Below are 24,834 nucleotides of genomic sequence, written 5' to 3'. Positions count from 1 at the left end.
GAGTCGTCGCATGTACCGTTGGTTAGCCGAGAATCTTGGGAACGTCAGCGTCAAACGCAAGCTGGGGATCGGTTTCGGCCTGGTGCTGTTGCTGACGCTGTTGATCACCTTCACCGGCTGGACCGGCATGAGCGGCATCATCAGCCGTGGCGACAAGCTGGGTTTCATCTCCAGCCTCAACGAACTGACCAAGGACCTGCGCCTGGCGCGTCTGGACTATGAAGCGCGCCGTGGCGAGCAAGGCCCGGGCGCGGTCAACGACCTGCTGGGCAAACTCGACAGCGGCCTGCAAACCGCACGTGGCCTGATCGAACAACCGGCCGACGCCGCGAAGGTCGACCAACAACTGGCCGCCGTCGCCGAATACAAGCGCGCTTTCGCCGACATGGTGCAGGCCGGCGCCAACCGCGAAGACGCCCGCAGCAAACTCGGCGCCACCGCCGACAATGCCGTGGCCAAGGTCGCCGAGGTGGAGAAATCCATGCTCCAGGGCGACAGCGTTGCGCAGTTCAACGCAGTGATCGACCTGAGCAAACTGATCCAGCAAGCGCGCTTCCAGGTGCGCGGCTACACCTACAGCGGCAAGACCGAAGCCGAGCAGCCTGCGCTCGACGCCATCGACAATGCTCTGAAGAACCTCGACACCCTGCCCGCCAAACTGCCTGAGCAGCACATCGCCAACCTGCAGCAGGCCACCGACTCGCTCAAGGCCTACCGCGCGGCGGTCAGCCAGTTCCGCGATTCGCAGGTCGCCAGTGCCAAGGCCCTGGCCCGCATGTCGACCCAGGGCGACATCCTGCTCGACGTCAGCAGGCAACTCACCGAATCGCAGACCGTGGTGCGCGACACCGACGCCGCCAGTGCCAAGAACCAGTTGATCATCGCCACTCTGCTGGCCGTGGCCTTCGGCTTGCTGGCTGCATGGGCGATCACCCGGCAGATCATCATTCCGCTGAACCAGACCCTGAAAGTTGCCGAGCGCGTCGCCGCCGGCGACCTGACCCACAACCTGGTGTCGCAGCGCCGCGACGAACTGGGCCAGTTGCAGCGCTCGATGCAGAGCATGACTCAGGGCCTGCGCGACCTGATCGGCGGCATCAGCGATGGCGTCACGCAGATCGCCAGCGCTGCCGAGGAACTGTCGGCGGTCACCGAACAGACCAGCGCCGGGGTCAACAATCAAAAGATCGAGACCGATCAGGTCGCCACCGCCATGAACGAAATGGCCGCCACCGTGCAGGAAGTCGCGCGCAACGCCGAGGAGGCTTCCGAAGCCGCCGTGGCCGCCGACCAGCAGGCCCGCGAAGGCGACAAGGTGGTCGGTGAAGCCATTGCGCAGATCGAGCGTCTGGCGGTCGAAGTCGGCCACTCCACCGAGGCCATGGGCGAACTCAAGCGCGAAAGCGACAAGATCGGCAGCGTGCTCGACGTGATCAAGTCCGTGGCCCAGCAAACCAACCTGCTGGCGCTCAACGCGGCGATCGAAGCGGCGCGTGCCGGTGAGGCCGGACGTGGTTTCGCGGTGGTCGCCGATGAAGTGCGCAGCCTCGCCCAGCGCACGCAGAAGTCCACCGAAGAGATCGAAGAGCTGATCGTCGGCCTGCAGAGCGGCACCCAGCAAGTAGCGACGATCATGGACAACAGCCGCAGCCTGACCGACAGCAGTGTGGAGCTGACCCGTCGTGCTGGCGGTTCGCTGGAAAGCATTACACGCACGGTCTCTGCGATTCAGGCGATGAACCAGCAGATTGCCGCAGCAGCCGAGCAGCAGAGTGCCGTGGCCGAGGAGATCAACCGTAGCGTGCTGAATGTGCGGGATGTGTCGGATCAGACCTCGGCCGCGAGTGAAGAGACGGCGGCGTCGAGTGTTGAGCTGGCGCGGTTGGGGACGCATCTGCAGATGCTGGTGGGGCGGTTCAAAGTCTGAGGTGATGCTTTCGCGAGCAAGCCCGCTCCCACAGGGGAACGCATTCCAACGGCGGGAGCGGGCTTGCTCGCGAAGGCTTACTGACAGGCGCTGAAATTACAGGACCTGACGCAGAAAGGCCTGAGCGCGCGGGTCCTTCGGTGCATCGAAGAACTGCGCCGGCGACGCATCTTCCAGCAGTTTGCCGTGATCGAAGAACAGCACCCGATCCGCCACTTCCCGGGCAAAGCCCATTTCGTGGGTGACGCAGACCATGGTCATGCCTTCCACGGCCAGGTTCTTCATCACATCCAGTACTTCACCGACCATTTCCGGATCGAGGGCCGAAGTCGGTTCGTCGAACAGCATCACTTTCGGGTCCATCGCCAGCGCCCGGGCAATCGCCACGCGCTGTTGCTGACCGCCGGACAGACGCGACGGATATTCGCGAGCCTTCTGCGCAATACCGACCTTCTCCAGCAACGCCAGAGCCTTGGCCTCGCTTTCCTTCTGCCCGCGCTTGCGCACGACTTTCTGCGCCAGACAGAGGTTTTCCAGCACGGTCATGTGCGGGAACAGGTTGAAATGCTGGAACACCATGCCGACTTCGCGGCGGTAGGCGTTGACGTCGGTTTTCGGATCGGCCAGTTGCAGGCCGTCGATGCTCACCGAGCCCGAGTCGAACGCTTCCAGGCCATTGAGGCAACGCAAGAAGGTCGACTTGCCGGAACCGGACGGGCCGATCACCACCAGCACTTCGCCCTTGGCGACGGAAGTGGTGACGTTATCCACAGCCCGTACTACCTGGCCACGGGTGTCGAAGACTTTTACCAGATCGCGGACTTCAATCACTTTGCGCGAGCCTCCGCTCAAGCCGGCTGGCGATTTTCGACAGCGGCAGGTTGATCAACAGGTACAGGCCGGCGACGCAGAACAGGATTTCGAACGGCGAGAACGAGGTGGTGATGACTTCGCGGCCACTTTTCAGCAACTCGGTAATCGCAATCACCGACACCAGCGAGGTGTCCTTGACCAGACTGATGAACTGTCCGGCCAACGGCGGCAGCACACGCTTTAACGCTTGCGGCAGCACCACGTGGCGCATCGACTGGCCGGCGCTCAGACCGAGCGAGCGCGCCGCTTCGTTCTGCCCACGGGCGATCGACTGCACGCCGGAACGGATGATCTCGGCCACATAAGCGCCCGTGAACAGCGACAGCGCGGCGATCCCGGCGAACTCCCGGGACAGGTTCATCACCGTGCCGATGAAGAAGTAGAAAATGAAGATCTGCACCAGCAGCGGCGTGCCGCGCACCAGCTCAACGTAGATGCTCGACAGGTCGCGCAGGGTCGGATTGCTCGACAGGCGGCACAGCCCGGTGACCAGACCGATCAGCAGACCGAGTACGCCGGACACCACCGACAGCCACAACGTGGTCCACAGCCCCCACAACAGCGGCCCTGCCGCCCAATGCCGGGTCACACCCACGACGTCGCCTTCGGCCACATCGTCGCCCTGAGCGAATTGCAGGCTATTCTCGTCGACGGTCAGGTGCTGCTCGTCACCGGCGTCGTTGCGCAGGGTGACTTGCGCGCTGCCGCCCTTGCGTACCAGTTCGGTGACGGTGGAGATGTCGGTCGCGCGCTGGGTTTCTTCGGCCTGGTAGGCGAAGTACTGCGGCACGCGGTTCCAGCGCCATTCGTAGGACATCAGCGACGTGGCGTAATACAACGCGCCCGCCAGGCCGACCAGCACCAGCACGGTCAGGACGTGCCAGGGCCATTGGGCTTTTTTCTGTTTCATTGCAGGTTCCGGATTTTGTGTTGCCTTGGAGGCCCTCTTCGCGAGCAAGCCCGCTCCCACAGTGGATTTGTGGTGTTCACACAATCCCTGTGGGAGCGGGCTTGCTCGCGAATGGGGCGACTCGGTCTGACTGACCCAGTGTTATTCCATGTCCTTGAGCCAATCGGTGCTCTTGAACCACTTGTCATGGATGCGATCGTAGGTGCCGTCTTCGTGGATCTGGTGCAGGAAGTTGTTGATGAAGTTGATGCTGTCGTAGTCACCCTTCTTCAGGCCGAAGGCCAGCGGCTCATAGGTGAACGGCTTGTCGAGGAACACCAGTTTGCCGGCGCCGACCTTGCTCACCGCGACCACGTTGTATGGTGCGTCGTAGATGAAGGCGTCAGCCTTGCCATTGACCACGTCGAGCACCGCTTCCTGCTCGTTGTCGTAGCCGTGGTATTTGGCTTTGGCAATCAACTTCTTGGCGACCATTTCACCAGTGGTACCGAGCTTGGAGGTGATGCGGTAGTCGGCGGTGTTCAGGTCTTTATAGGACTTGATGGTGCCTTCCAGCTCCTTGCGGATCAGCAGGGTCTGGCCGACAACGATGAACGGTTCGCTGAAGTTCAGGCGCAGGTTACGCTCCTGGGTCAGGGTCATGCCGCTGCCGATCATGTCGAACTTGTCCGTCATCAAGGCCGGGATAATGCCGTCGTAACCGGTGGAGACCAGCTCCAGCTTGACGCCCATGGCCTTGGACATGGCTTTGAGGATGTCCACTTCGAAGCCGATGATCTCGCCGCGCTTGTTGGTCATTTCGAACGGCATGTAGGTCGGATCCATACCGACTTTCAGCGTGCCGCGTTTGACCGCGTCATCGATTGCACCGGCGTGCGCCGCATTGACTGCAACCAGTGCCGTGACGCCGACCAGCAGCATCGACAGATACTTCTTCATCTTCAAGTCCCCAAAACCATTGCATGTGCGGCGCGAAAACCAGCAGTGATGGGCAAAAATGCCCGGGTGCGCCAATTCGGGGACGGATGCTAACGCACTCGTTCTTTTGCACAAGGGTTATGGACGATTTGTTTAACAATAAAAAAGCCCCGCTGGAGGGCGGGGCTTCTCTTTCAGGCCGGCTGAGCCTGCATGCTCACCGGCCGCAGCGGCAGTAACGGCGCATGCGGATCGGCTTTCACCGACGCACGCCAGGCATCCAGCCACTCGTTGTGACCTTCGGCCCAGACCAGTTCGTGCAGACGCGCCAGGGCTACCGGATCGCTCAGCAGTTGCAGGCGATCATGGTTGCTCAGCGCCGCCGGACCCGCCTTCAAGGCGTGGCGTACACGCTCCTGACGCAGCCACTCGATCGGTTCGGCCTGACCGTGACGGGCCGTCGCCAGCGAGCACGCCAGAGCGTTCTGCTGCGGATCGACCACGGCGCGAATGAAGCCGTCGTTCAGCGCGTGCCAGCGGTTCTCGTGGGTGTACTGGTCGGTCGCCAGCAATGCCTGCGGCGGATTGTATTCCTCAGGGATGAGGAACAGGCTCTCGTCACGGGACTTGAGGCCCAGACCGACACGGCTGGAAATCACCGAGACCGGGATCGACAGCATCAGCGAACCAACGATCGGCACCAGCCACCACAGGAAGCTCGGGTTCAACCAGATCACCAGCAGCGCCCAGCAGAAGCCCAGCAGGGTCTGCGGACCATGGCGCTTGACTGCCTCGCTCCATGGCGTGGAGTCGTCGTCACGCTGCGGCGAGTTCCAGGTCGCGGCCCAGCCGAGGAACGCGGCGAGCACGAAACGGGTGTGGAAAATCATCCGCACCGGCGCCAGCAGCATGGAGAACAGCATCTCCAGCAGCATCGACAGGGTCACCTTGAACTTGCCGCCGAACTCTTTCGCGCCTTTGGCCCAGATCAGGATGATGCTCAACAGTTTCGGCAGGAACAGCAGCACGATGGTCGTCGAGAACAGCGCGATCGCCTTGTCCGGGTGCCATTGTGGCCACAGCGGATAGAGCTGACGCGGTTCAAGGAAGTACTGCGGCTCCATCAACGTGTTCACCGCCAGCAGCGCGGTCGACAGCACCAGGAAGAAGAACCACAGCGGCGCCGACAGGTACGACATCACGCCGGTCAGGAACACCGCGCGGTGCACCGGGTGCATGCCTTTGACCAGGAACAGGCGGAAGTTCATCAGGTTGCCGTGGCACCAGCGACGGTCACGCTTGAGTTCGTCGAGCAGGTTCGGCGGCAGTTCTTCGTAGCTGCCCGGCAGGTCGTAGGCAATCCACACGCCCCAACCGGCACGGCGCATCAGCGCGGCTTCAACAAAGTCGTGAGACAGGATCGCACCCGAGAACGCACCTTTACCCGGCAACGGCGCCAGGGCGCAGTGGTCGATAAACGGCTTCATGCGGATGATCGCGTTGTGACCCCAGTAGTGAGATTCACCCAACTGCCAGAAGTGCAGACCGGCGGTAAACAGCGGGCCATAAACGCGGGTCGCAAACTGCTGCATGCGCGCATAGAGAGTGTCCATGCCCGACGCACGCGGCGCGGTCTGGATGATCCCGGCGTCCGGCGTGGCTTCCATCAAGCGCACCAGACTGGTCAGGCACTCGCCACTCATTACCGAGTCGGCGTCGAGCACGACCATGTACTTGTAGTCACCGCCCCAGCGACGGCAGAAGTCGTCGAGGTTGCCGCTTTTACGTTTCACACGACGGCGACGACGGCGATAGAAGATCTTGCCGAAGCCTTTGGCTTCGCGGCAAACATCCAGCCAGGCCTGTTGCTCAGCAACGCAGATATCGGTGTCGTTACTGTCGCTGAGAACGAAGAAGTCAAAGCGATCCAGATCACCCGTGGCTGCGACCGACTCGAACGTCGCCCGCAGACCGGCAAACACGCGCGGTACGTCTTCGTTGCAGATCGGCATCACCAGGGCGGTGCGTGCGTCTTTGGCAATCGGCTCGTTGCCGGCGCTTTTGCCGGAGATACGGTATTTGTCATGGCCGGTGAGCAACTCGAGGAAGCCCATCAGCGCCGTCCAGAAACCGGCCGAGACCCAGCAGAACAGAATCCCGAACAGGATCAGGATGCTGGTTTGCAGCGCATAGGGCAGCACTTGCGTGGCGGTTTGCAGCAGCGGCTGGTGCAGGACTTCTTCCAGATCGACGAACGACCAGCCCTGGTACGGCATGATGCCTTTCATGTACCAGCCGGCGACGATGGTCTGACCCAGCATCAGCAGCAACAGGATGTAGCGACGGATCGAACCGACGGTGCGCCAGCGCGCGGCCGGCAACACGTTCTCGTCCTTTGGCGGCTGTGGCGGGTTGGTGCGCCCGGTCAGACGACGCCAGCCACGCACCAGAATGTTGGTGCGCCATGGTTCCGGCACGACTTTGGTCCGACGGATCGGCGGCGTCGCCTTCATCGCGACCCGGCCGCTGGCGTCGAGCACCAGCATTTCCGCATCTTCCAGCTCTTCGGCGGTGCTCAGGGTCAGGCGCTTGCCCACCGAAGCCTGAGCGGCTTCGGCAGGGGCGTCGAACGTCGGCGACGACAAGCGCTGGTGCAGTTCGCTGAAGGACTGGCAGCCCGCGAGTTCCGCGCGCTGCTCGTCGGTCATCGGCAGATGCGCCAGATACTCGGACAGAGTCTCTGGCTGTACTTGAGAGTTACTCATCGGCAGGCAACTGATAGCTCCAGGTCTCGGTCAGGACTTCTTCAGTCGGTGCCGATTCCGGTGTGGCTGGGGCCGCGTCTGCAGCCGCTGGCTGCTTGGCGTCTTTGTTGGCCTTGTCCTTGGCATCAGCTACAGGCTTGGCGTCAGCCTGTTTGGCCTCGGCGGCCTTGGCTTCCTTGTCGAGTTTCTCTTGTTGCTTGGCAGCGACCTTGTCGGCCTTGGCGACGGACGAATTGGACGCCGGCACCGATTTCGCCAGATCAGCGGTCACGACTGGCTGTACCAGCGCGGCACGCATCTCGGTCGACTTGCTCGCGTCTTTGATTTTCATCCGCAGGGTCAAACGCCAGCCCTTGGTTTCAGGGTTGTAGCGCACACTGTTCTCAACCAGTTCGGCGTTGTCGCCAACACTGACCTGGCTGCGCACGTCGGCGTCCGGGGTCAGAGCGGCCAGCGATGGACCTTCGAAGTCGACCAGGTAGGCAACGCTGCCATCCGGCTGACGGATCAGGTTCGATTGCTTGACGTCACCGGTCGAACGCAGTGTCTGCGAAACCCAGGCGCTGTCCGGCGCGTGAATCGCCGCTTCGTCCATGGTCCAGTGCAGGCGGTAGGCGAAGTCCAGAGGCTTGCCTGGCTCTGGCATGGTTTCCGGGCTCCAGAACGCAACGATGTTGTCGTTGGTTTCGTCGGCGGTCGGAATCTCTACCAGATCAACAGTGCCCTTGCCCCACTCGCCCTTCGGCTCGATCCAGGCGCTTGGGCGCTTGTCGTAGCGGTCGTCGAGGTCTTCGTAGTGGCTGAAGTCGCGGCCACGTTGCAGCAGACCAAAACCACGCGGGTTCTCGACGCTGAAGTTGCTCACGGCCAGGTGTTTCGGGTTGTTCAGCGGACGCCAGATCCACTCGCCGTTGCCGGCATGGATCGACAGACCGCTGGAGTCGTGCAGTTCACGACGGTAGTTGAGGACTTTCGATGGCTGGTTGGCGCCGAACAGGAACATGCTGGTCAGCGGCGCGATGCCCAGTTTGCCGACCTTGTCACGCAGGAACACCTGCGCCTTGACGTCAACAATGGTGTCGCTGCCCGGACGCAGGATCAGACGATAGGCACCGGTGGCCCGCGGCGAGTCGAGCAGCGCGAAAATCACCAGATGCTTGTCACCCGGCTTCGGCTGTTGAATCCAGAACTCGCGAAAACGCGGGAACTCTTCGCCCGACGGCAGCGCAGTATCAATCGCCAGACCACGCGCCGAGAGGCCGTAGGTGTGGCCCTTGCCGACAACGCGGAAGTAACTCGCGCCGAGCATGGTCATGATTTCGTCTTGCTTGTCGGCCTTGTTGATCGGGTACAGCACACGGAAACCGGCGTAGCCGAGTTGCTCAGTGGCCTTCGGATCGAACTTGAGGTCGCCAAAATCAAAGCGGGTCGGATCGTATTTGATCTCTTCGACGGTGTTCGCGGTGATTTCGTTGATTTTCACCGGCGTATCGAAGTGCATACCCTGGTGATAGAAGGACAGCTTGAACGGGGTCTTCTGATCAGCCCACTCAGCCTTCTCGGTGAGGAAGCGGATTTTCTGATAGTCCGCGAATTTCATCTCACGAAATTCTGTCGGCAGGTTGCTGCGCGGGGCTTCGAACTTCTGCCCGGCCAGCTCTTTAGCCTTGGCCGATACATCGTCAAGATTGAACGCCCAAAGCTGGCCGGCGCTAAGCAGGCACAGGAGCGCCGAGCCCGCTACCAGGGCACTTCGCATGCGTTTGGCAGACATTTTTGCTGCATTACAGGGACTAACAATCACGAGCAACCCTCGCCGAAAACAGATCAAAAAACCAACGGCCAGCTATCTATATGCCAGGTTGGCGAGCATTGTTCCGACTCCGCTGGGGCAAAATGATTCCCCAATCGGATCCAGACAAGTCTCTACCTAAGTCAAAAATGGACCAACGAACGCTGATCCCCATAGCGCGCGATTATCTAGTAGCCCGCGTGACAACGCATCAGGGGTAACAAAGTATTTATCGCGAAAAACGCCTGTTTTCAGTCGAAAAGCCCTTGAAAAGATGTTTCAAGCGCTTTCATGTCTGTAACAGGAAGGTTACCGGGCCATCGTTGACCAGGTGCACCTGCATATCCGCGCCGAATCTACCTGATGCCACAGTGCCATGCATCTGTTTCGCTTTGCTTAATAGATAGTCGAACAATTCCTCGCCCAATGCCGGAGGGGCCGCGCTCGAGAAACTCGGACGCAACCCGCTCTTGGTGTCGGCAGCCAGGGTGAACTGAGAGACCAGCAGCAACCCGCCGCCCACATCCGCCAGGGACAGATTCATCTTGCCCTCGGCGTCACTGAATACCCGATAGTTAAGCAGCTTATGCAGAAGTTTGTCGGCGCTGGTACGCGTGTCGTCGGGTTCGACTGCCACCAGCACCAGCAAACCTTGATCTACCGCGCCGACGATCTCTCCCGCGACTTCGACGCGTGCTCCGCGCACGCGCTGTAAAAGCCCCTTCATGCTTCTTCGGGCGGCAGGTCGAGCAGGCGTCGGGCCATGTTGCTCGCAGCACGCACCAGCGCATCGGTGATACCCGGTTCGGAGGCGGCGTGACCGGCATCGCGGATCACCTGCAGCTCGCTGTTCGGCCAGGCTTGATGCAATTCCCAGGCATTGTCCAGCGGACAGATCACGTCGTAGCGACCATGAATGATCACCCCTGGCAGATGGGCGATCTTGCCCATGTCGCGGATCAGTTGATTCGGTTCCAGGAACGCGTTGTTGGTGAAGTAGTGACATTCGATCCGCGCAATCGACAGTGCGCGCTGCGGTTCGGAGAAGCGATCAACCACCAGCGGGTTCGGGCGCAGCGTTGCCGTGCGCCCTTCCCATGTCGACCAGGCCTTGGCCGCGTGCATCTGGGCGATCTGGTCGTTGCCCACCAGGCGCTTGTGGAAAGCGCTGAGCAGATCGTCGCGTTCATCCAGCGGGATCGGCGCAATGTAGTCCTGCCAGTAATCGGGGAACAGACGGCTGGCACCGGCCTGGTAGAACCACTCGATTTCCTGCGGACGGCAGAGAAAGATCCCGCGCAGGATCAGACCGTGCACGCGCTCCGGGTGGGTTTGCGCATAAGCCAGCGCCAGGGTCGAGCCCCACGAGCCGCCGAACAGCACCCATTTGTCGATGCCCAGTTGCTTGCGGATGCGCTCAAGGTCGGCGACCAGATCCCAGGTGGTGTTGTTTTCCAGGCTGGCATGCGGTGTGGAGCGTCCGCAGCCGCGCTGGTCGAAGGTGACAATGCGATACAGGTTCGGGTCGAAATAGCGACGGCTCTGGGCGTCGCAACCGGCGCCGGGACCACCGTGGATGAACACCACCGGCAGGCCTTCCGGCGAACCGCTTTCGTCGACGTACAGCGTGTGGGTGTCATCGACAGCCAGATCGTGCCGGGCATGGGGTTTGATCTGCGGAAACAATGTCTGCATTGCGCGCTCCGTAAGGGGTCGAGGTCATCCCTGGGGGGACTTCTATTATTCTGCCGTCCGGCATCATAAACCCGATTTACGTCAATGAGCATGCCCGTACGCAGTCACAATTTGTCAGCCATGAACCTCAGCAGGTTTTCGTAGAGCCGCTCGACCTCGGCGACCTGGCCACGCGCGCGCAAACAACCGTGCACCAGCCCTTCGCCGTAATAAAGCGAGGCGTCCGTACCGGCGGCGGACAGATGCTCAACGTAGCGCACGCCGTCGTCGCGCAGCGGATCGAATTGCGCCACGGCGATCCAGGCCGGTGGCAAGCCGCTGAAATCGTCAGCGAGCAGCGGCATGGCATAAGCGTCCGGCTGATGGCTGCCACGCAGGTACAGCGCGCGGTAGTACTCAACGTCAGTGCTGCCGAGCAAGGGCGCATCGGCGCACTCGCTGCGCGACGGCAAGTGATCGCCACCACCCAACCCCGGGTAGATCAGCACTTGGGCCGCCGGCATCGACTCGCCGGCATCACGCAACGCCAGGCACAACGCGGCGGCGAGATTGCCACCGGCGCTGTCGCCGGCCACCAACTGTTTCTGCGGGTCAAACCAGAACGGCCCGCTGCGCAACGCCCGCCAGACACTCAGGCAATCCTCGAACCCGGCCGGGTATGAATGCTCCGGCGCCAGCCGATAATCCACCGCCACCACCATCGCGCCCAACGCCATGGCCAGTTCGAAACAGATGAAGTCGTGGGAGTCGAGCCCACCGACCACCCAACCGCCGCCGTGCAGGTACAGCACGCAGGGCCAGCCGCTGGCCGGTGGGGTAACCGGCGGACGGTACGAACGCACGGGTACGCCGCTCAACTGGAAGTCGACGACCTCCAGCCCTGCCGGCCGCTCAGGCGTGAAAGCCCGACACATGGCGTCATAGGCGAGACGCAGTCCCGCAAGGCCAGTGTCATCACTGACGTAGCCTTCAGTTCTCGCGACGAAGGCTGCCATCGCCGGAGAAAGCGGATAACGACTGATCATTTTTTCAGGCTGGCCTGAACCGCGCCCGCGCCATCCTTGCCCTCGAAACTGCTGACCCCGGCCAGCCAGCGCTGCAGATCCTCGGGGTGTTCACGCAGCCAGTTCTTCGCCACTTCCTGCGGGGTCTTGCGCTCCATGATCGGCACCATCAACTGGCTTTCCTGGGCGGCAGTGAAGGTCAGGTTTTCCAGCAGCCGATGCACGTTCGGGCAACGCTGGGCGTAATCCGGCGCGGTGACGGTGGACACGGTCGCGGCGCCTTCGTTGGGGCCGTAGACGTCTTCACTGCCGGTCAGGTAGGTGATTTTCATGTTGATGTTCATCGGGTGCGGGGTCCAGCCGACGAACACCACGAACTCCTTGCGGTTCACCGCGCGCTGCACGGCGGCGAGCATGCCGGCCTCGCCGGACTCGATGATCTTGAAGTCCTTCAAGCCGAAGTGGTTGGTCTCGATCATGGTTTTGATGGTGGTGTTGGCACCGCTGCCCGGTTCGATGCCGTAAATCTTGCCGCCGAGCTGATCCTTGAACTTCGCGATGTCGGCAAAGGTTTTCAGCCCGGCCGCCGCCACGTAATCCGGCACCGCCAGCGTCGCCTGCGCATCCGAAAGGCTCGGCTTGCCCATGACCTTGATTTGGTTGGCAGCGACGAACGGCGCGATGTTGTTGTCCATCGCCGGTTTCCAGTAGCCGAGGAAGATGTCCAGGCGCTTGTCGCGAATGCCGGCAAAGATGATCTGCTGCACCGCGCTGGTCTGCTTGCTCTCATAGCCGAGGCCATTGAGCAACACGTCGGCCATGCCGCTGGTGGCGATCACATCGGTCCAGTTGACCACGCCCATGCGCACGGTTTTGCAGGACGCGTCGTCATTGGCCATGACGCCGGCGCTCAGCAGCGCGCTGCCGGTGAGGATTAACGCACAACGAGTGAAGAGTTTTTTCATTCGGGAGTTCTCGTGCGGCAGCGGATTATTGTCAGGTCGGTGTCTGTGCACCGTGGCCGCAACATTACGCAGGCGACGAGAGGGAAAGATGAACTGTGGCGACCGGGACTTGCACAGCGGCGACCCTGTTGGAACGCGGAACCTTTGAAAACCCAAGCCCTTGTGGGAGCGGGCTTGCTCGCGAAGGGGTCGTGTCAGTCACCCTTTGAGGCTGACCCATCGCCTTCGCAAGCAAGCCCGCTGCCACCATTGGTCAGGCGGTATAGCGGGATTTGCCCCACGCGAGGAACCCTTGCAACAACTCCTGCAACACCACCCGCGTCGGCTCCGCCAGATCGGCGCGGTAGCGGAACGGTTCGAACTCTTCCATGTAGGTGCACTGGCCCAGCTCCAGTTGCACGGCGTGGATGTTCTCGGCCGGGTTGCCGTAATGGCGGGTGATGTGGCCGCCCTTGAAGCGTCCGTTGAGCACGTGGCTGTAATTGCCGTGGCGCGCACAGATGGCTTCCAGTTGCGTCGCAAGCTGCGGATCGCAACTGGCACCGTTGAAGGTACCGAGGTTGAAGTCCGGCAGTTTGCCGTCGAACAGGTGCGGGATGATCGAGCGAATCGAGTGCGCGTCGAACAACAGCGCGTAACCGAATTCAGCCTTCAAGCGCGCCAGCTCTTGCTGCAAGGTGCGGTGATACGGCGTCCAGACCTGTTCCAGATAGGTCGCACGTTCTGCTTTCGAGGGCTCGTGTCCCTCGCGAAACAGAGGAATGCCATCGAACAGCGTTGCCGGGTACAGGCCGGTGGTGGCGCCGACGTACAACGGCTTGTCGTCGGACGGACGGTTCAGGTCGATGACGAACCGCGAGTACTCGGCAGCCAGGGTACTGGCGCCCAGTTCCTCGGCAAAATCGTAGAGCTGCGGTATGTGCCAGTCGGTGTCCGGCAGGCTTTTCGCGTCCGGGATCAGCCCGGCCTCCACCGCAGGTGTCAGGCGCACGCCGGCATGCGGCATGCTGATCAGCAGTGGCACGCGACCTTGTTTAAAACTCAGAACCTTATCCACAACCGCCCTCCTAGAGACTTGATTCAACGCCGTGACGCACGACGCGTTTGTCCAGATCACCACCGAGCCAGTAAGCCAGGTCCGCCGGACGATCGATGTGCCAGGCGACGAAATCCGCCACCTTGCCGACTTCCAGCGAGCCATGAGTGTCGGCCATGCCCAGCGCTTGCGCGGCATGAATGGTTGCACCGGCCAGGGCTTCTTCCGGAGTCATGCGGAAACAGGTGCAGGCCATGTTCAGCATCAGGCGCAACGACAGCGCCGGTGAGGTACCGGGGTTGAGGTCGCTGGCGATGGCGATTTTCACCTTGTGTTTGCGCAAGGCGTCCATCGGCGGCAACTGGGTTTCGCGCAGGAAGTAGAACGCGCCCGGCAACAGCACGGCGACGGTGTCGGATTTGGCCATGGCGATGGCGTCGTCTTCGTCCATGAACTCCAGATGATCGGCGGACAAAGCCTTGTAGCGCGCGGCAAGACTGGAGCCATGCAGTGACGATAATTGCTCGGCGTGCAGCTTCACCGGTAGACCGAGTTTTTGCGCGGTGATGAACACCCGCTCGACCTGTTCCGGCGAGAACGCCAGGTATTCGCAGAACGCATCCACGGCATCGACCAGCCCTTCGGCAGCCAGCGACGGGAGCATTTCAGCGCAGATGTGATCGATGTAAGCGTCAGCGCGATCCTTGTATTCCGGCGGCAACGCGTGGGCGGCCAGACAGGTGCTGCGCACGCTGATCGGCAGCTCATTGGCGAGGCGACGAATGACCCGCAGGATCTTGCGTTCGCTGGCCAGGTCCAGACCGTAGCCGGACTTCATTTCGACCGTGGTCACGCCGTCGCGCATCAGGCTTTTCAGGCGCTTGGCGGCGCTGGCGAACAGCTCGTCTTCAGTCGCTTCACGGGTGGCGCGTACCGTGCTGGCGATGCCGCCGCCCTGCGCGGCGATCTCGGCGTAGCTGACGCCTTGCAGACGTTTCTCGAATTCGCCGCTGCGGTTGCCGCCAAACACCGTGTGGGTGTGGCAGTCGATCAGGCCGGGGGTGACCCACGCGCCTTGCAGGTCGTTGACCGCCGGGTATTCGCCGGAGGGCAATTGATTACGCGGGCCGATCCACTCGATGTGTGCACCGGACGTCACGATGGCCGCATCCTCGATGATCGAGTAGACGCCCTGCGCCATGGTTGCGACGTGGCAGTGTTGCCAGAGGGTTTTCATCCCAAGTCCTCGTCTTGTTCAAAATCGATTCGCGAGCAGGCTCGTTCCCACAGAGGTACACATTCCTACTGTGGGAGCAGGCTTGCTCGCGAAGAGGCCATCACAGGCTAGGCAAAAGCTTGCCTGGAACCAGCTCGTTCAGACACCGCGAAGCCAGCAGCTCGGTCGCCGCATTGATGTCCGGGGCAAAGAAGCGGTCCTTCTCGTAGAACGGCACTTCGCGACGCAGAATCGCCCGGGCCTGTTCCAGTTTGGTCGAAGTCTTCAGGCCGTTGCGCAGGTCCAGACCTTGCGCCGCCGCCAGCCATTCCACCGCGAGAATCCCGCGGGTGTTTTCGGCCATTTCCCACAGCCGCTTGCCGGCCGCCGGGGCCATCGACACGTGGTCTTCCTGGTTGGCCGAGGTCGGCAGGCTGTCCACCGAATGCGGATGGGACAGTGCCTTGTTCTCGCTGGCCAGTGCCGCCGCGGTCACCTGGGCAATCATGAAACCGGAGTTCACGCCGCCATTGGCCACCAGGAACGGCGGCAGTTGCGACATGTGCTTGTCCATCATCAGCGAGATACGACGTTCGCTCAGGGAACCGATTTCAGCGATGGCCAGCGCCATGTTGTCAGCGGCCATGGCCACTGGTTCGGCGTGGAAGTTGCCGCCGGAAATCACATCGCCTTCAGCGGCGAATACCAATGGGTTATCCGACACGGCGTTGGCTTCGACCACCAGCACTTCGGCAGCCTGACGGAACTGGGTCAGGCAGGCGCCCATGACTTGCGGCTGGCAGCGCAGCGAGTACGGGTCCTGGACCTTTTCGCAGTTCTGGTGCGAATCGGAGACTTCGCTGCGCTCACCCAGCAGATCGCGATAGGCAGCAGCGGTGTCGATCTGGCCTTTCTGACCACGGGCGGCGTGGATGCGCGCATCGAACGGCGAGCGCGAGCCCAAAACGGCTTCAACGGTCAGGCCGCCCAGCGCCAGCGCGCCGGCAAACAGATCTTCACCTTCGAACAGACCGCGCAGCGCGAATGCGGTGGACACCTGCGTGCCGTTGAGCAGCGCCAGACCTTCCTTCGCCGCGAGGGTCAGCGGGGTCAGACCGGCGACTTTCAGCGCTTCGGTCGCTTCCATCCACTCGCCCTTGTAACGCGCCTTGCCTTCGCCCAGCAGCACCAGCGACATGTGCGCCAGCGGTGCCAAGTCACCGGATGCGCCGACCGAACCTTTCAGCGGAATGTGCGGGTAAACCTCGGCATTGATCAGGGCGATCAGCGCGTCGATCACCACGCGACGAATGCCGGAGAAACCACGGCTGAGGCTGTTGACCTTGAGCACCATGATCAGGCGCACCAGCTCATCGCTGATCGGCTGGCCGACGCCGGCAGCGTGGGACAGCACCAGCGAACGCTGGAGGTTTTCCAGGTCTTCACTGGCGATGCGGGTCGAGGCCAGCAGGCCGAAACCGGTGTTGATGCCGTAGGCGGTGCGGTTCTCGGCGAGAATTTGTTCGACGCAGGCGACGCTGGCTTCGATCTGCGCCGAGGCGCTGTTGTCGAGGGTCAACTTGACCGGGTGCTGGTAGACGTCACGCAGTTGCGCCAGGCTCAGTTGGCCGGGAATCAGGTTCAGCGCAGTCATTAAAATGCTCCTGTTTAGGCATTGTTATTAACTACCAGTCGCTCCGGAGCATTCCGTTATCCGTCGCTTCTCGTCTTGTGGACGATCCGCGCCTTGGCACGCTGGTATGGGTATTGTCAGTGCAGATTCGGTAACACGTTGTGCAGCGAATTCGAGTCTTTCAAGACGCTCGCGGCGGCGGCGATATCCGGCGCCAGCCAGCGATCCTGATCGTAAGCCGGGACGGTTTCGCGCAGCAGTCGCCACGCCCGGTCAGTGCCCGCGCCAAAGCGCTGCTCCTTGAGGAATTCAAAGGCCTGCGCCGCCAGCAGGTACTCGATGGCGAGGATCTGCGTGCAGTTTTCCAGGGCACGGTGCAGCTTCAGCGCGGCGCTGGTGCCCATGCTCAGGTGGTCTTCCTGCAGGCCCGAGGTGACGTAGTTGTCGAGCACGGCTGGTTGCGCCAGCTGGCGGTTTTCCGCACACAGCGAGGCGGCGACGTATTGCACGATCATCATCCCCGAGTTCACCCCCGGGTTGGCCACCAGAAAAGCTGGCAGACCGCTGACATGCGGATTCACCAGACGATCAAGGCGACGCTCGGCGATCGAGCCGATTTCGGCCATGGCAATCGCCAGCACGTCCGCTGCCATCGCCACGGATTGGCCGTGCGGGTTGGCTTGCGACATCACCCGGAAGCTATCTGGTGTGCCCAGCAGCAACGGGTTGTCGGTGCAGCCGTTAAGTTCGGCTTCGACCTGCTTGATCGCGTGATCCAGTTGATCGCGCGCGGCGCCATGCACCTGCGGGATCGAGCGGATGCTCAGCGCATCCTGAGTGCGAATGCCTTTGCTCGCCGCGATCACTTCACTGCCATCAAGCAATGCGCGCAGATTGATACCGACCTGTTGCATGCCCGGGTGCGGCTTGAGCGCGATGATCTCGGCGTCGAATGCGGCGATCTGGCCGCGCTGGGCTTCGAAGCTCATCGCGCCGATCACATCGGCCCATTGCACCAGCCGCGTCGCATCGGCAATCGCCAGACAGCTGAGGCCGGTCATGCACGGTGTGCCGTTGACCAGGCACAAACCATCTTTCGCACCGAGTTGCACCGGTTGCAGACCCGCTTCGGCCAGCGCCTGTTGCGCCGAGGTGATTTGTCCGCGATAGCTGACATTACCCACACCCAGCAACGCGATGCCGATGTGCGCCATGTGGGTCAGGTAACCCACCGAACCCTGCGACGGAACCTGCGGGGTGATGCCGCGATTGAGCAACGCCAGCAGCCCTTCGACCACGCGGCGATGAATGCCGGATTTGCCGTGGCTGTAGTTGTGGATCGCGGCGCAGATGATCGCGCGGGTCTGCTCATCGGGCAGCACCGGGCCGACGCCGCAGGCGTGGCTGAGCAAGGTGTTGCGCGACAACTGGCTGAGTTGTTCGTCTTTGAGCGAGACGTTGGACAGACCACCCAGACCGGTGTTGACGCCATAAGCACGCTCGCCGCTTTCGACGATGCGCTGGACGATGCCCTGAGCGTTTTCGATGCGCGCCCAGGTCTGGGCCGACAGCTCGAGCTGCGCGCCGTGACGGGCTACCGCGACCACATCCTGCCAACGCATCGGGGCGTCGGCGATAACGATTTTTTCAGCCTGGGACATCATTGACCTCTTACCCGAATATTGATGCAGCTCTGCCGACGCCTTCGCGAGCAAGTCCGCTCCCACATTGGATCTGTGCCGAACACAAATTTTAAATACACCAACTATCCAATGTGGGAGCAGGCTTGCTCGCGAAAAGGTCGGCACAAACGCCGCGAATCTCTTAAACCACCGCCGCCCGCCGCTGCACGAATCGGTCGACATACTCATCCGCCGGCGAATGCAGGATCTCGCGCGGCGTGCCGACCTGAATCAGACGGCCGTCCTTGAGGATCGCGATGCGGTTGCCGATGCGCACGGCCTCGTCGAGGTCGTGGGTGATGAAGACGATGGTCTTGTGCAGGGTCTTTTGCAGCTCCAGCAACTGGTCCTGCATCTCGGCGCGGATCAGCGGGTCGAGTGCACTGAACGCTTCGTCCATCAGGATGATGTCGGTGTCTGCCGCCAGTGCCCGGGCCAGGCCCACACGCTGACGCATGCCGCCGGAGAGCTGATGCGGGTATTTGTTTTCGTAGCCCTTGAGGCCCACGGTGTTGATCCAGTGCAGCGCGCGTTCCGAGCACATCTGCTTGCTCTCGCCGCGCACTTTCAGGCCGTAGGCGACGTTCTCCTGCACGGTTTTGTGCGGCAGCAGGCCGAAGCTCTGGAACACCATGCTGATCTTGTGCCGGCGAAATTCGCGCAGGGCCTCCATGTCGTATTGCAGGATGTCCACGCCGTCGACCAGGATTGCGCCACTGGTCGGGTCGATCAGACGGTTGAAGTGACGCACAAGGGTCGATTTGCCGGAGCCGGACAGGCCCATGATCACGAAGATCTCACCGGTACCGATGCTCAGCGACAGGTCGTTGACCCCGACCACGCAACCGGTCTCGTTCAGCACCTGATCCTTGGTCTTGCCCTGGCCGACCATCGCCAGTGCGTCCTTGGCGCGGTTGCCGAAAATCTTGAAGACGTTTTTGACTTCGATCTTGCTCACGGTTGCGTTGCTCATTTGCTCACCTCATGCCGTGGCCGACCGTACGCCTGAGTAATGCGGTCGATGACCACTGCGAGAATCACGATCGCCAGACCGGCCTCGAGACCGCGTCCGACGTTGAGGGTCTGAATCCCCACCAGCACATCTTCACCCAGACCGCGGGCGCCGATCATCGAGGCGATCACCACCATCGACAGGGCCATCATGGTGGTCTGGTTGATCCCAGCCATGATGCTTGGCAGCGCCAGCGGCAGTTGCACGCCGAACAGTTGCTGCCAGCGGTTGGCACCGAACGCGTTGATCGCTTCCATGACTTCGCCGTCGACCTGGCGAATACCCAGATCGGTCAGGCGAATCAGCGGTGGCGCGGCGTAAATGACGGTGGCGAAAATCGCCGGGACCTTGCCCAGGCCGAACAGCATCAGCACCGGAATCAGGTACACGAAGCTGGGCATGGTCTGCATGATGTCGAGCAGCGGCATCAGCACCGAACGCAGGCGATTGCTGCGTGCCGAGAGAATCCCCAGCGGAATGCCGATCAGCACCGAAATGATCGTCGCGACCATCATCAGCGCCAGGGTCTGCATGAGCTTGTCCCACAGGCCGACAGCACCCACGAGGAACAGCAGACCGACGATAACGGCGGTGGTCAGCACTTTGCGCGTGGCGTGCCAGGCCACGACGCCGACGATCGCCAGCATCAACCACCACGGCGCTGCACGCAGCAGGCCTTCGAGGTTGACGATGGCCCATAGCAGGGTGTCCGAGATGTGGCGGAACACATCACCGTAGTTGGTGACCAGCGAATCGACCCAACCGTTGACCCAGTCGGCGATGGAAAAGGTAAAGCTTTCGGGAAACATAAGAGACTCTCAATCAAGGGGTTGCGATCAAGCACCCGGCTGCCGTTGCCGACAGCCGGAGAAGCTCAACCTACAAGGCCGCGTCGATTTTCTTGGCTGCGTCGTCGCTCACCCATGCGTGCCAGACTTCAGGATGTTCCTTGAGGAAGATTTTCGCCAGTTTTGGCGACTCGATACGTTCCTTCGCCATGCGTCCCAGGTTCTGGTTCAGCAGGTCGATCGGCAGGTTGACCTTCTCCAGCACGGCCACCAGCTCCGGGGCTTGCTCGTGGAAAGTTTTCGACAGGCCGACCTTGATGCTCACGGTCTTGTCGACGCCTGGTTTCTCTTCGAGTTTGACCGCGTCGATCTGGCCCATCAGCGGGGTTGGCGACCAGTAGTAGAACAGGATCGGCTCACCACGCTTGTAGCTCGACAGTACCGCCGCATCCAGCGCAGGGCCGGTGCCCGGGCGGAAGTTGGTGTAGGTGTTTTCCAGACCGTAGCTTTTGAGCATTTCGCTGTTGTCCAGCTCACAGGTCCAGCCGGCCGGGCAGTTGTAGAAACGGCCCTTGGACGGCTCTTCAGCGTCTTTGAAAATGGCCGCGTATTTGCCCAGGTCGGCAATGTTTTTCAGCTCTGGCGCTTTCGGCTCAAGCTTGCGCTTGGCGTCGCCTTCGATCACGTAGCGCGGCACGTACCAGCCTTCGACCGCGCCGACGATCGGCGCACCGACACCGACGACCTTGCCGGCCTTCTCGGCCTTGTTCCAGACCTCGCTGCGGCCGACCCATTCTTCGGCGAACACTTGAATATCGTTGCTGCTCAGGGCGTTCTCCATGGTGATGGAGTTGCCCGGCAGGCTGTCGGTCTTGCAGTCGTAACCTTTCTCCAGCACCACTTGCAGCACGTCGGTCAGCAGCATGGCGCTTTCCCAGTTCAGCCCGGCGAATTTCACCGGTTTGCCCGATTCGCACCAGCCGGCGGCTTGCGTCGCACCGGCACTGGCCAACAGGCCCATGGACAGCAGTGTGGTCAGCAGGGTCTTGTTCGATTTCATTGTTGTGACGCTCCTAATCATGAGTTGGCTTACGGCAGTCAAGAGGCATCCAGCCCTGTCCACGTCCAATCAGGCCTGCGCCGCAGCGCGACCGGCCCCACTTGCTTTAGGTTGTACAACGCTGTTCTGCTCGACCGGCAGAATCAGTTGATCGGGCACCGAGCCGTGCCATTTTTTTGCGCACACGTAATACAGGGCGGCAGGCAGCACCAGACCGATGATCCAGGAGATGTCCACGTCACCGAGGGCCGCTACGAGCGGGCCGGTATAGAACTTGGTGGAGATGAACGGCAGCTGCACCAGCACGCCGAACACATAGACGCTGATCCCGAGCAGGTTCCAGCGGCCATAACGACCGTTCGGGTCGGCCAGCGCCGGTACGTCATAGCGCTCACGGGTGATGCAGTAGTAGTCCACCAGGTTGATCGCGCTCCACGGCGTGAAGAACGCCAGCAGGAACAGGATGAAAGACTTGAACGCACCGAGGAACGAGTGCTGGCCGAGCAACGCGATCAGGGTCGCCGCACTGACGATCCCCAGTACGAACACCAGGCGCTGCATGCGCGAGACCGTCAGGTGGCCACGAAAACCGCTGATGATGGTGGCGATGCACATGAAGCTGCCGTAGGAGTTCAGCGTCGAGATGGTCACCTTGCCGAACGCGATGCTGAAGTACAGCAGCGCCGCGGTGGCACCGGTGCCGCCCAGTCCTACGATGTAAGCCACTTCATGCCCGGCGAACTGGCCGTTGGCCGAAGCCGCCGCGAACACGCCGAGAACCATCGCCACCTGGGCACCGATGACCGAGCCTGCGCCAGCGGCGAAGAAGGTTTTCACCGAGGAAATCTTGCTTGGCAGGTAGCGCGAATAGTCAGCCACATACGGGCCAAAGGCGATCTGCCAGGACGCTGCGAGCGACACGGCCAGCAAGAAGCTGCTCCAGCTGAAGTGGCGGATCTGCAACAGCGCGCCAACGTCAACCTGGCTCAGCAGACGACTGAACAGGTAAACGAAAGCGATCACGCCGATGACGCTGGCAACGCGGCCAATCCAATGGATCACCCGGTAACCGAGCACCGTGACCACCACGATGACACTGGCGAAAAGAAGGATGCCGACAGTGTCGCTGACGCCGAACAACTGGCCCAGCGCCTGACCCGACAACACCGTACCGGTCGCGGTGAAACCGAGGTACATCAGGCACACCAGTACGATCGGTATCGCTGCACCATAAACCCCGAACTGCACGCGGCTGGAGATCATCTGCGGCAGGCCCAGCTTCGGCCCTTGCGCCGCGTGCAGCGCCATGACGCCGCCGCCCAGCAGTTGACCGATCAACAAACCGATCAACGACCAGAACACATCACCGCCCAGCACCACGGCCAAAGCCCCGGTGACAATCGCGGTGATTTGCAGGTTGGCACCCATCCACAGGGTGAACTGACTGAATAGACGACCGTGTCTTTCCGCTTCCGGGATGTAGTCGATCGAACGCCTTTCGATCAACGGTTTGTTGCCTGCACGATCGGGGTTAACAGCCATGATTCAACCTCTGTGGATTGTTATTCGAGTTCACTGAGCGTCTTGCGCGGGCTGCTGTTGGTGGGAGCGGGCTTGCTCGCGAAGGGGTCGACACATTCAAAACATGTGCTGACTGATCCAACGCATTCGTGAGCAAGCCCACTCCCACCAACAGCAATTCCCACGACTTTTACGTTTATTTACCGGTAATCATTGGCAGGTTCAGGCCCTGCTCCCTGGCGCAGTCGATGGCGATCTGGTAACCGGCGTCGGCGTGGCGCATGACGCCAGTGGCCGGGTCGTTGTGCAGCACGCGCGCAATACGCTCGGCCGCTTCGTCAGTACCGTCGCAGACGATCACCATGCCCGAGTGCTGGGAGAAACCCATGCCCACGCCACCGCCGTGGTGCAGCGAGACCCAGGTCGCGCCGCTCGCGGTGTTCAGCAGGGCGTTGAGCAGTGGCCAGTCGGAGACGGCATCGGAGCCGTCCTGCATCGATTCGGTTTCGCGGTTCGGGCTGGAGACCGAGCCGGAGTCGAGGTGGTCGCGACCGATCACGATCGGCGCCGACAGCTCGCCGCTACGGACCATTTCGTTGAACGCCAGACCGAGCTTGGCGCGCAGGCCCAGGCCGACCCAGCAGATACGTGCCGGCAAACCCTGGAAGCTGATGCGCTCGCGGGCCATGTCCAGCCAGTTGTGCAGGTGGGCGTCGTCCGGGATCAGTTCCTTGACCTTGGCGTCGGTCTTGTAGATGTCCTGCGGATCACCCGACAGCGCCGCCCAGCGGAACGGGCCGATGCCACGGCAGAACAGCGGACGGATGTAGGCCGGGACGAAACCCGGGAAGTCGAAAGCGTTCTCGACGCCCTCTTCCTGGGCCATCTGACGGATGTTGTTGCCGTAGTCGAAGGTCGGGATGCCTTGTTTCTGGAACGCCAGCATGGCTTTGACGTGCACCGCCATCGACTGCTTGGCGGCTTTGATCACGGCGGCCGGTTCGGTCTTGGCGCGGGCGCGGTATTCGTCCCAGGTCCAGCCCGCCGGCAGGTAGCCGTTGAGTGGGTCGTGGGCGCTGGTCTGGTCGGTGACCATGTCCGGACGCACGCCGCGCTTGACCAGTTCCGGCAGGATTTCAGCAGCGTTGCCCAGCAGCGCGATGGAGATCGCCTTGCCTTCTTGGGTGTATTTGGCGATGCGCGCCAGGGCGTCGTCGAGGTCTTTGGCCTGCTCGTCGACGTAGCGGCTTTTCAGGCGGAAATCGATGCTCACCTGCTGGCATTCGATGTTCAGCGAGCAGGCACCGGCCAATGTTGCAGCCAGTGGCTGGGCGCCGCCCATGCCGCCGAGGCCGGCAGTCAGCACCCATTTGCCGGTGAGGTTGTCGTTGTAGTGCTGGCGACCGGCTTCAACGAAGGTTTCGTAGGTGCCCTGGACGATGCCCTGGCTGCCGATGTAGATCCAGCTGCCGGCGGTCATCTGGCCGTACATGGCCAGGCCTTTGGCGTCGAGTTCGTTGAAGTGTTCCCAACTCGCCCAGTGCGGCACCAGGTTGGAGTTGGCGATCAGCACGCGTGGGGCGTTGGCGTGGGTCTTGAACACGCCGACCGGCTTGCCGGACTGCACCAGCAGGGTCTCGTCGTCGTTCAGATGGGTCAGGCTTTCGACGATCTTGTCGTAGCACTCCCAGTTGCGCGCCGCGCGACCGATACCACCGTAGACCACCAGCTCTTTCGGGTTCTCGGCCACTTCCGGGTCGAGGTTGTTCATCAGCATGCGCAGCGGGGCTTCGGTCAGCCAGCTCTTGGCGGTCAGCGTGTTGCCGCGCGATGCACGAATTTCGACGTCACGATACTTCGTAGGTTTCTGGGTATTGTCAGTCACGAAAAAGACTCCTCAGCGATCAATTCAAACCAACCCTGGCGGTGGGCAAGCGGCTTGTGCACTTCAATGCGCGACAAGCGAATCAGGGACGCTGCGGAGAACCTCTAACGACTCATACGCATACGTCTTTACTTGTACATACAAGCATATGC

General features: G+C 61.7%; 19 protein-coding genes and 1 pseudogene. 2 read left to right on the top strand and 18 right to left on the bottom strand.

Features of this window, described 5'->3' with window-relative positions; all coding sequences use genetic code 11:
- Positions 1-10: 10 nt before the first annotated feature.
- Together AC0J41_RS00100 and AC0J41_RS00095 are read left to right on the top strand one after the other, a co-directional pair.
- Positions 11-1,072: pseudogene (locus tag AC0J41_RS00100) on the top strand (methyl-accepting chemotaxis protein); the annotation flags it as partial.
- Positions 1,055-1,927 carry a methyl-accepting chemotaxis protein gene (locus AC0J41_RS00095; protein ID WP_473016044.1) on the top strand — a complete coding sequence of 291 codons (873 nt, stop codon included), beginning with the start codon at positions 1,055-1,057 and terminating at the stop codon, positions 1,925-1,927. The pseudogene AC0J41_RS00100 and the gene AC0J41_RS00095, both read left to right, overlap by 18 nt.
- 96 nt (positions 1,928-2,023) lie before the next feature.
- Here the strand turns inward: AC0J41_RS00095 and AC0J41_RS00090 are convergent, their stop codons facing one another.
- The 18 genes from AC0J41_RS00090 to hutU form a co-directional block, all read right to left on the bottom strand.
- Entirely contained in the window at positions 2,024-2,758 is a 735-nt protein-coding gene (locus AC0J41_RS00090) for an amino acid ABC transporter ATP-binding protein (protein ID WP_025110291.1), read from the bottom strand.
- Positions 2,751-3,710 (bottom strand): amino acid ABC transporter permease, encoded by a 960-nt coding sequence (locus AC0J41_RS00085; protein ID WP_473014234.1) that lies wholly within the window; start codon positions 3,708-3,710, stop codon positions 2,751-2,753. The genes AC0J41_RS00090 and AC0J41_RS00085 overlap by 8 nt, the downstream gene beginning before the upstream one ends.
- A 141-nt stretch (positions 3,711-3,851) precedes the next feature.
- A complete protein-coding gene (locus tag AC0J41_RS00080) occupies positions 3,852-4,649 on the bottom strand; it encodes a transporter substrate-binding domain-containing protein (RefSeq protein WP_473014233.1) in 798 nt (265 codons plus the stop codon).
- A 173-nt stretch (positions 4,650-4,822) separates the two neighbouring features.
- A complete protein-coding gene (gene mdoH, locus AC0J41_RS00075; protein WP_025110294.1) occupies positions 4,823-7,393 on the bottom strand; it encodes a glucans biosynthesis glucosyltransferase MdoH in 2,571 nt (856 codons plus the stop codon).
- Complete coding sequence (locus AC0J41_RS00070; RefSeq protein WP_177327326.1) at positions 7,386-9,167, bottom strand: glucan biosynthesis protein G; 1,782 nt, start codon at positions 9,165-9,167, stop codon at positions 7,386-7,388. The genes mdoH and AC0J41_RS00070 overlap by 8 nt, the downstream gene beginning before the upstream one ends.
- Positions 9,168-9,474: 307 nt before the next feature.
- Complete coding sequence (gene dtd, locus AC0J41_RS00065) at positions 9,475-9,912, bottom strand: D-aminoacyl-tRNA deacylase (protein ID WP_102358787.1); 438 nt, start codon at positions 9,910-9,912, stop codon at positions 9,475-9,477.
- Positions 9,909-10,880, bottom strand: a complete 972-nt coding sequence (pip, locus tag AC0J41_RS00060) for a prolyl aminopeptidase (RefSeq protein WP_473014232.1) — start codon at positions 10,878-10,880, stop codon at positions 9,909-9,911. The genes dtd and pip overlap by 4 nt, the downstream gene beginning before the upstream one ends.
- A 104-nt stretch (positions 10,881-10,984) precedes the next feature.
- Positions 10,985-11,902, bottom strand: a complete 918-nt coding sequence (locus AC0J41_RS00055) for an alpha/beta hydrolase (protein WP_473016043.1) — start codon at positions 11,900-11,902, stop codon at positions 10,985-10,987.
- Positions 11,902-12,849: a choline ABC transporter substrate-binding protein gene (locus AC0J41_RS00050; RefSeq protein ID WP_473014231.1), complete on the bottom strand. Its 948-nt coding sequence runs from the start codon at positions 12,847-12,849 to the stop codon at positions 11,902-11,904. Before AC0J41_RS00050 ends, AC0J41_RS00055 begins: the two co-directional genes overlap by 1 nt.
- A gap of 253 nt (positions 12,850-13,102) precedes the next feature.
- Positions 13,103-13,906, bottom strand: a complete 804-nt coding sequence (gene hutG / locus AC0J41_RS00045) for an N-formylglutamate deformylase (protein ID WP_473014230.1) — start codon at positions 13,904-13,906, stop codon at positions 13,103-13,105.
- Positions 13,907-13,916: 10 nt separating this feature from the next.
- Positions 13,917-15,122 carry an imidazolonepropionase gene (gene hutI, locus AC0J41_RS00040; protein ID WP_025110301.1) on the bottom strand — a complete coding sequence of 402 codons (1,206 nt, stop codon included), beginning with the start codon at positions 15,120-15,122 and terminating at the stop codon, positions 13,917-13,919.
- Positions 15,123-15,222: 100 nt separating this feature from the next.
- Complete coding sequence (gene hutH, locus AC0J41_RS00035; RefSeq protein WP_473014229.1) at positions 15,223-16,755, bottom strand: histidine ammonia-lyase; 1,533 nt, start codon at positions 16,753-16,755, stop codon at positions 15,223-15,225.
- 116 nt (positions 16,756-16,871) lie between these two features.
- Positions 16,872-18,395: a histidine ammonia-lyase gene (gene hutH / locus AC0J41_RS00030; RefSeq protein ID WP_473014228.1), complete on the bottom strand. Its 1,524-nt coding sequence runs from the start codon at positions 18,393-18,395 to the stop codon at positions 16,872-16,874.
- Between the two features lie 163 nt (positions 18,396-18,558).
- Positions 18,559-19,389: a quaternary amine ABC transporter ATP-binding protein gene (locus AC0J41_RS00025; protein ID WP_473014227.1), complete on the bottom strand. Its 831-nt coding sequence runs from the start codon at positions 19,387-19,389 to the stop codon at positions 18,559-18,561.
- Positions 19,386-20,237, bottom strand: a complete 852-nt coding sequence (locus AC0J41_RS00020) for an ABC transporter permease (RefSeq protein WP_027611284.1) — start codon at positions 20,235-20,237, stop codon at positions 19,386-19,388. Before AC0J41_RS00020 ends, AC0J41_RS00025 begins: the two co-directional genes overlap by 4 nt.
- Positions 20,238-20,307: 70 nt before the next feature.
- Positions 20,308-21,276, bottom strand: a complete 969-nt coding sequence (locus AC0J41_RS00015; protein ID WP_473014226.1) for an ABC transporter substrate-binding protein — start codon at positions 21,274-21,276, stop codon at positions 20,308-20,310.
- Positions 21,277-21,345: 69 nt separating this feature from the next.
- Positions 21,346-22,818, bottom strand: a complete 1,473-nt coding sequence (locus AC0J41_RS00010; RefSeq protein WP_473014225.1) for a purine-cytosine permease family protein — start codon at positions 22,816-22,818, stop codon at positions 21,346-21,348.
- Between the two features lie 175 nt (positions 22,819-22,993).
- On the bottom strand, positions 22,994-24,682 hold the full coding sequence (gene hutU, locus AC0J41_RS00005; protein ID WP_473014224.1) for a urocanate hydratase: 1,689 nt from the start codon (positions 24,680-24,682) through the stop codon (positions 22,994-22,996).
- Between the last annotated feature and the right edge of the window lie 152 nt (positions 24,683-24,834).

This window comes from Pseudomonas sp. Arb-4-2C (assembly GCF_055755015.1).
This window is presented reverse-complemented; position numbering and strand designations above follow the sequence as displayed.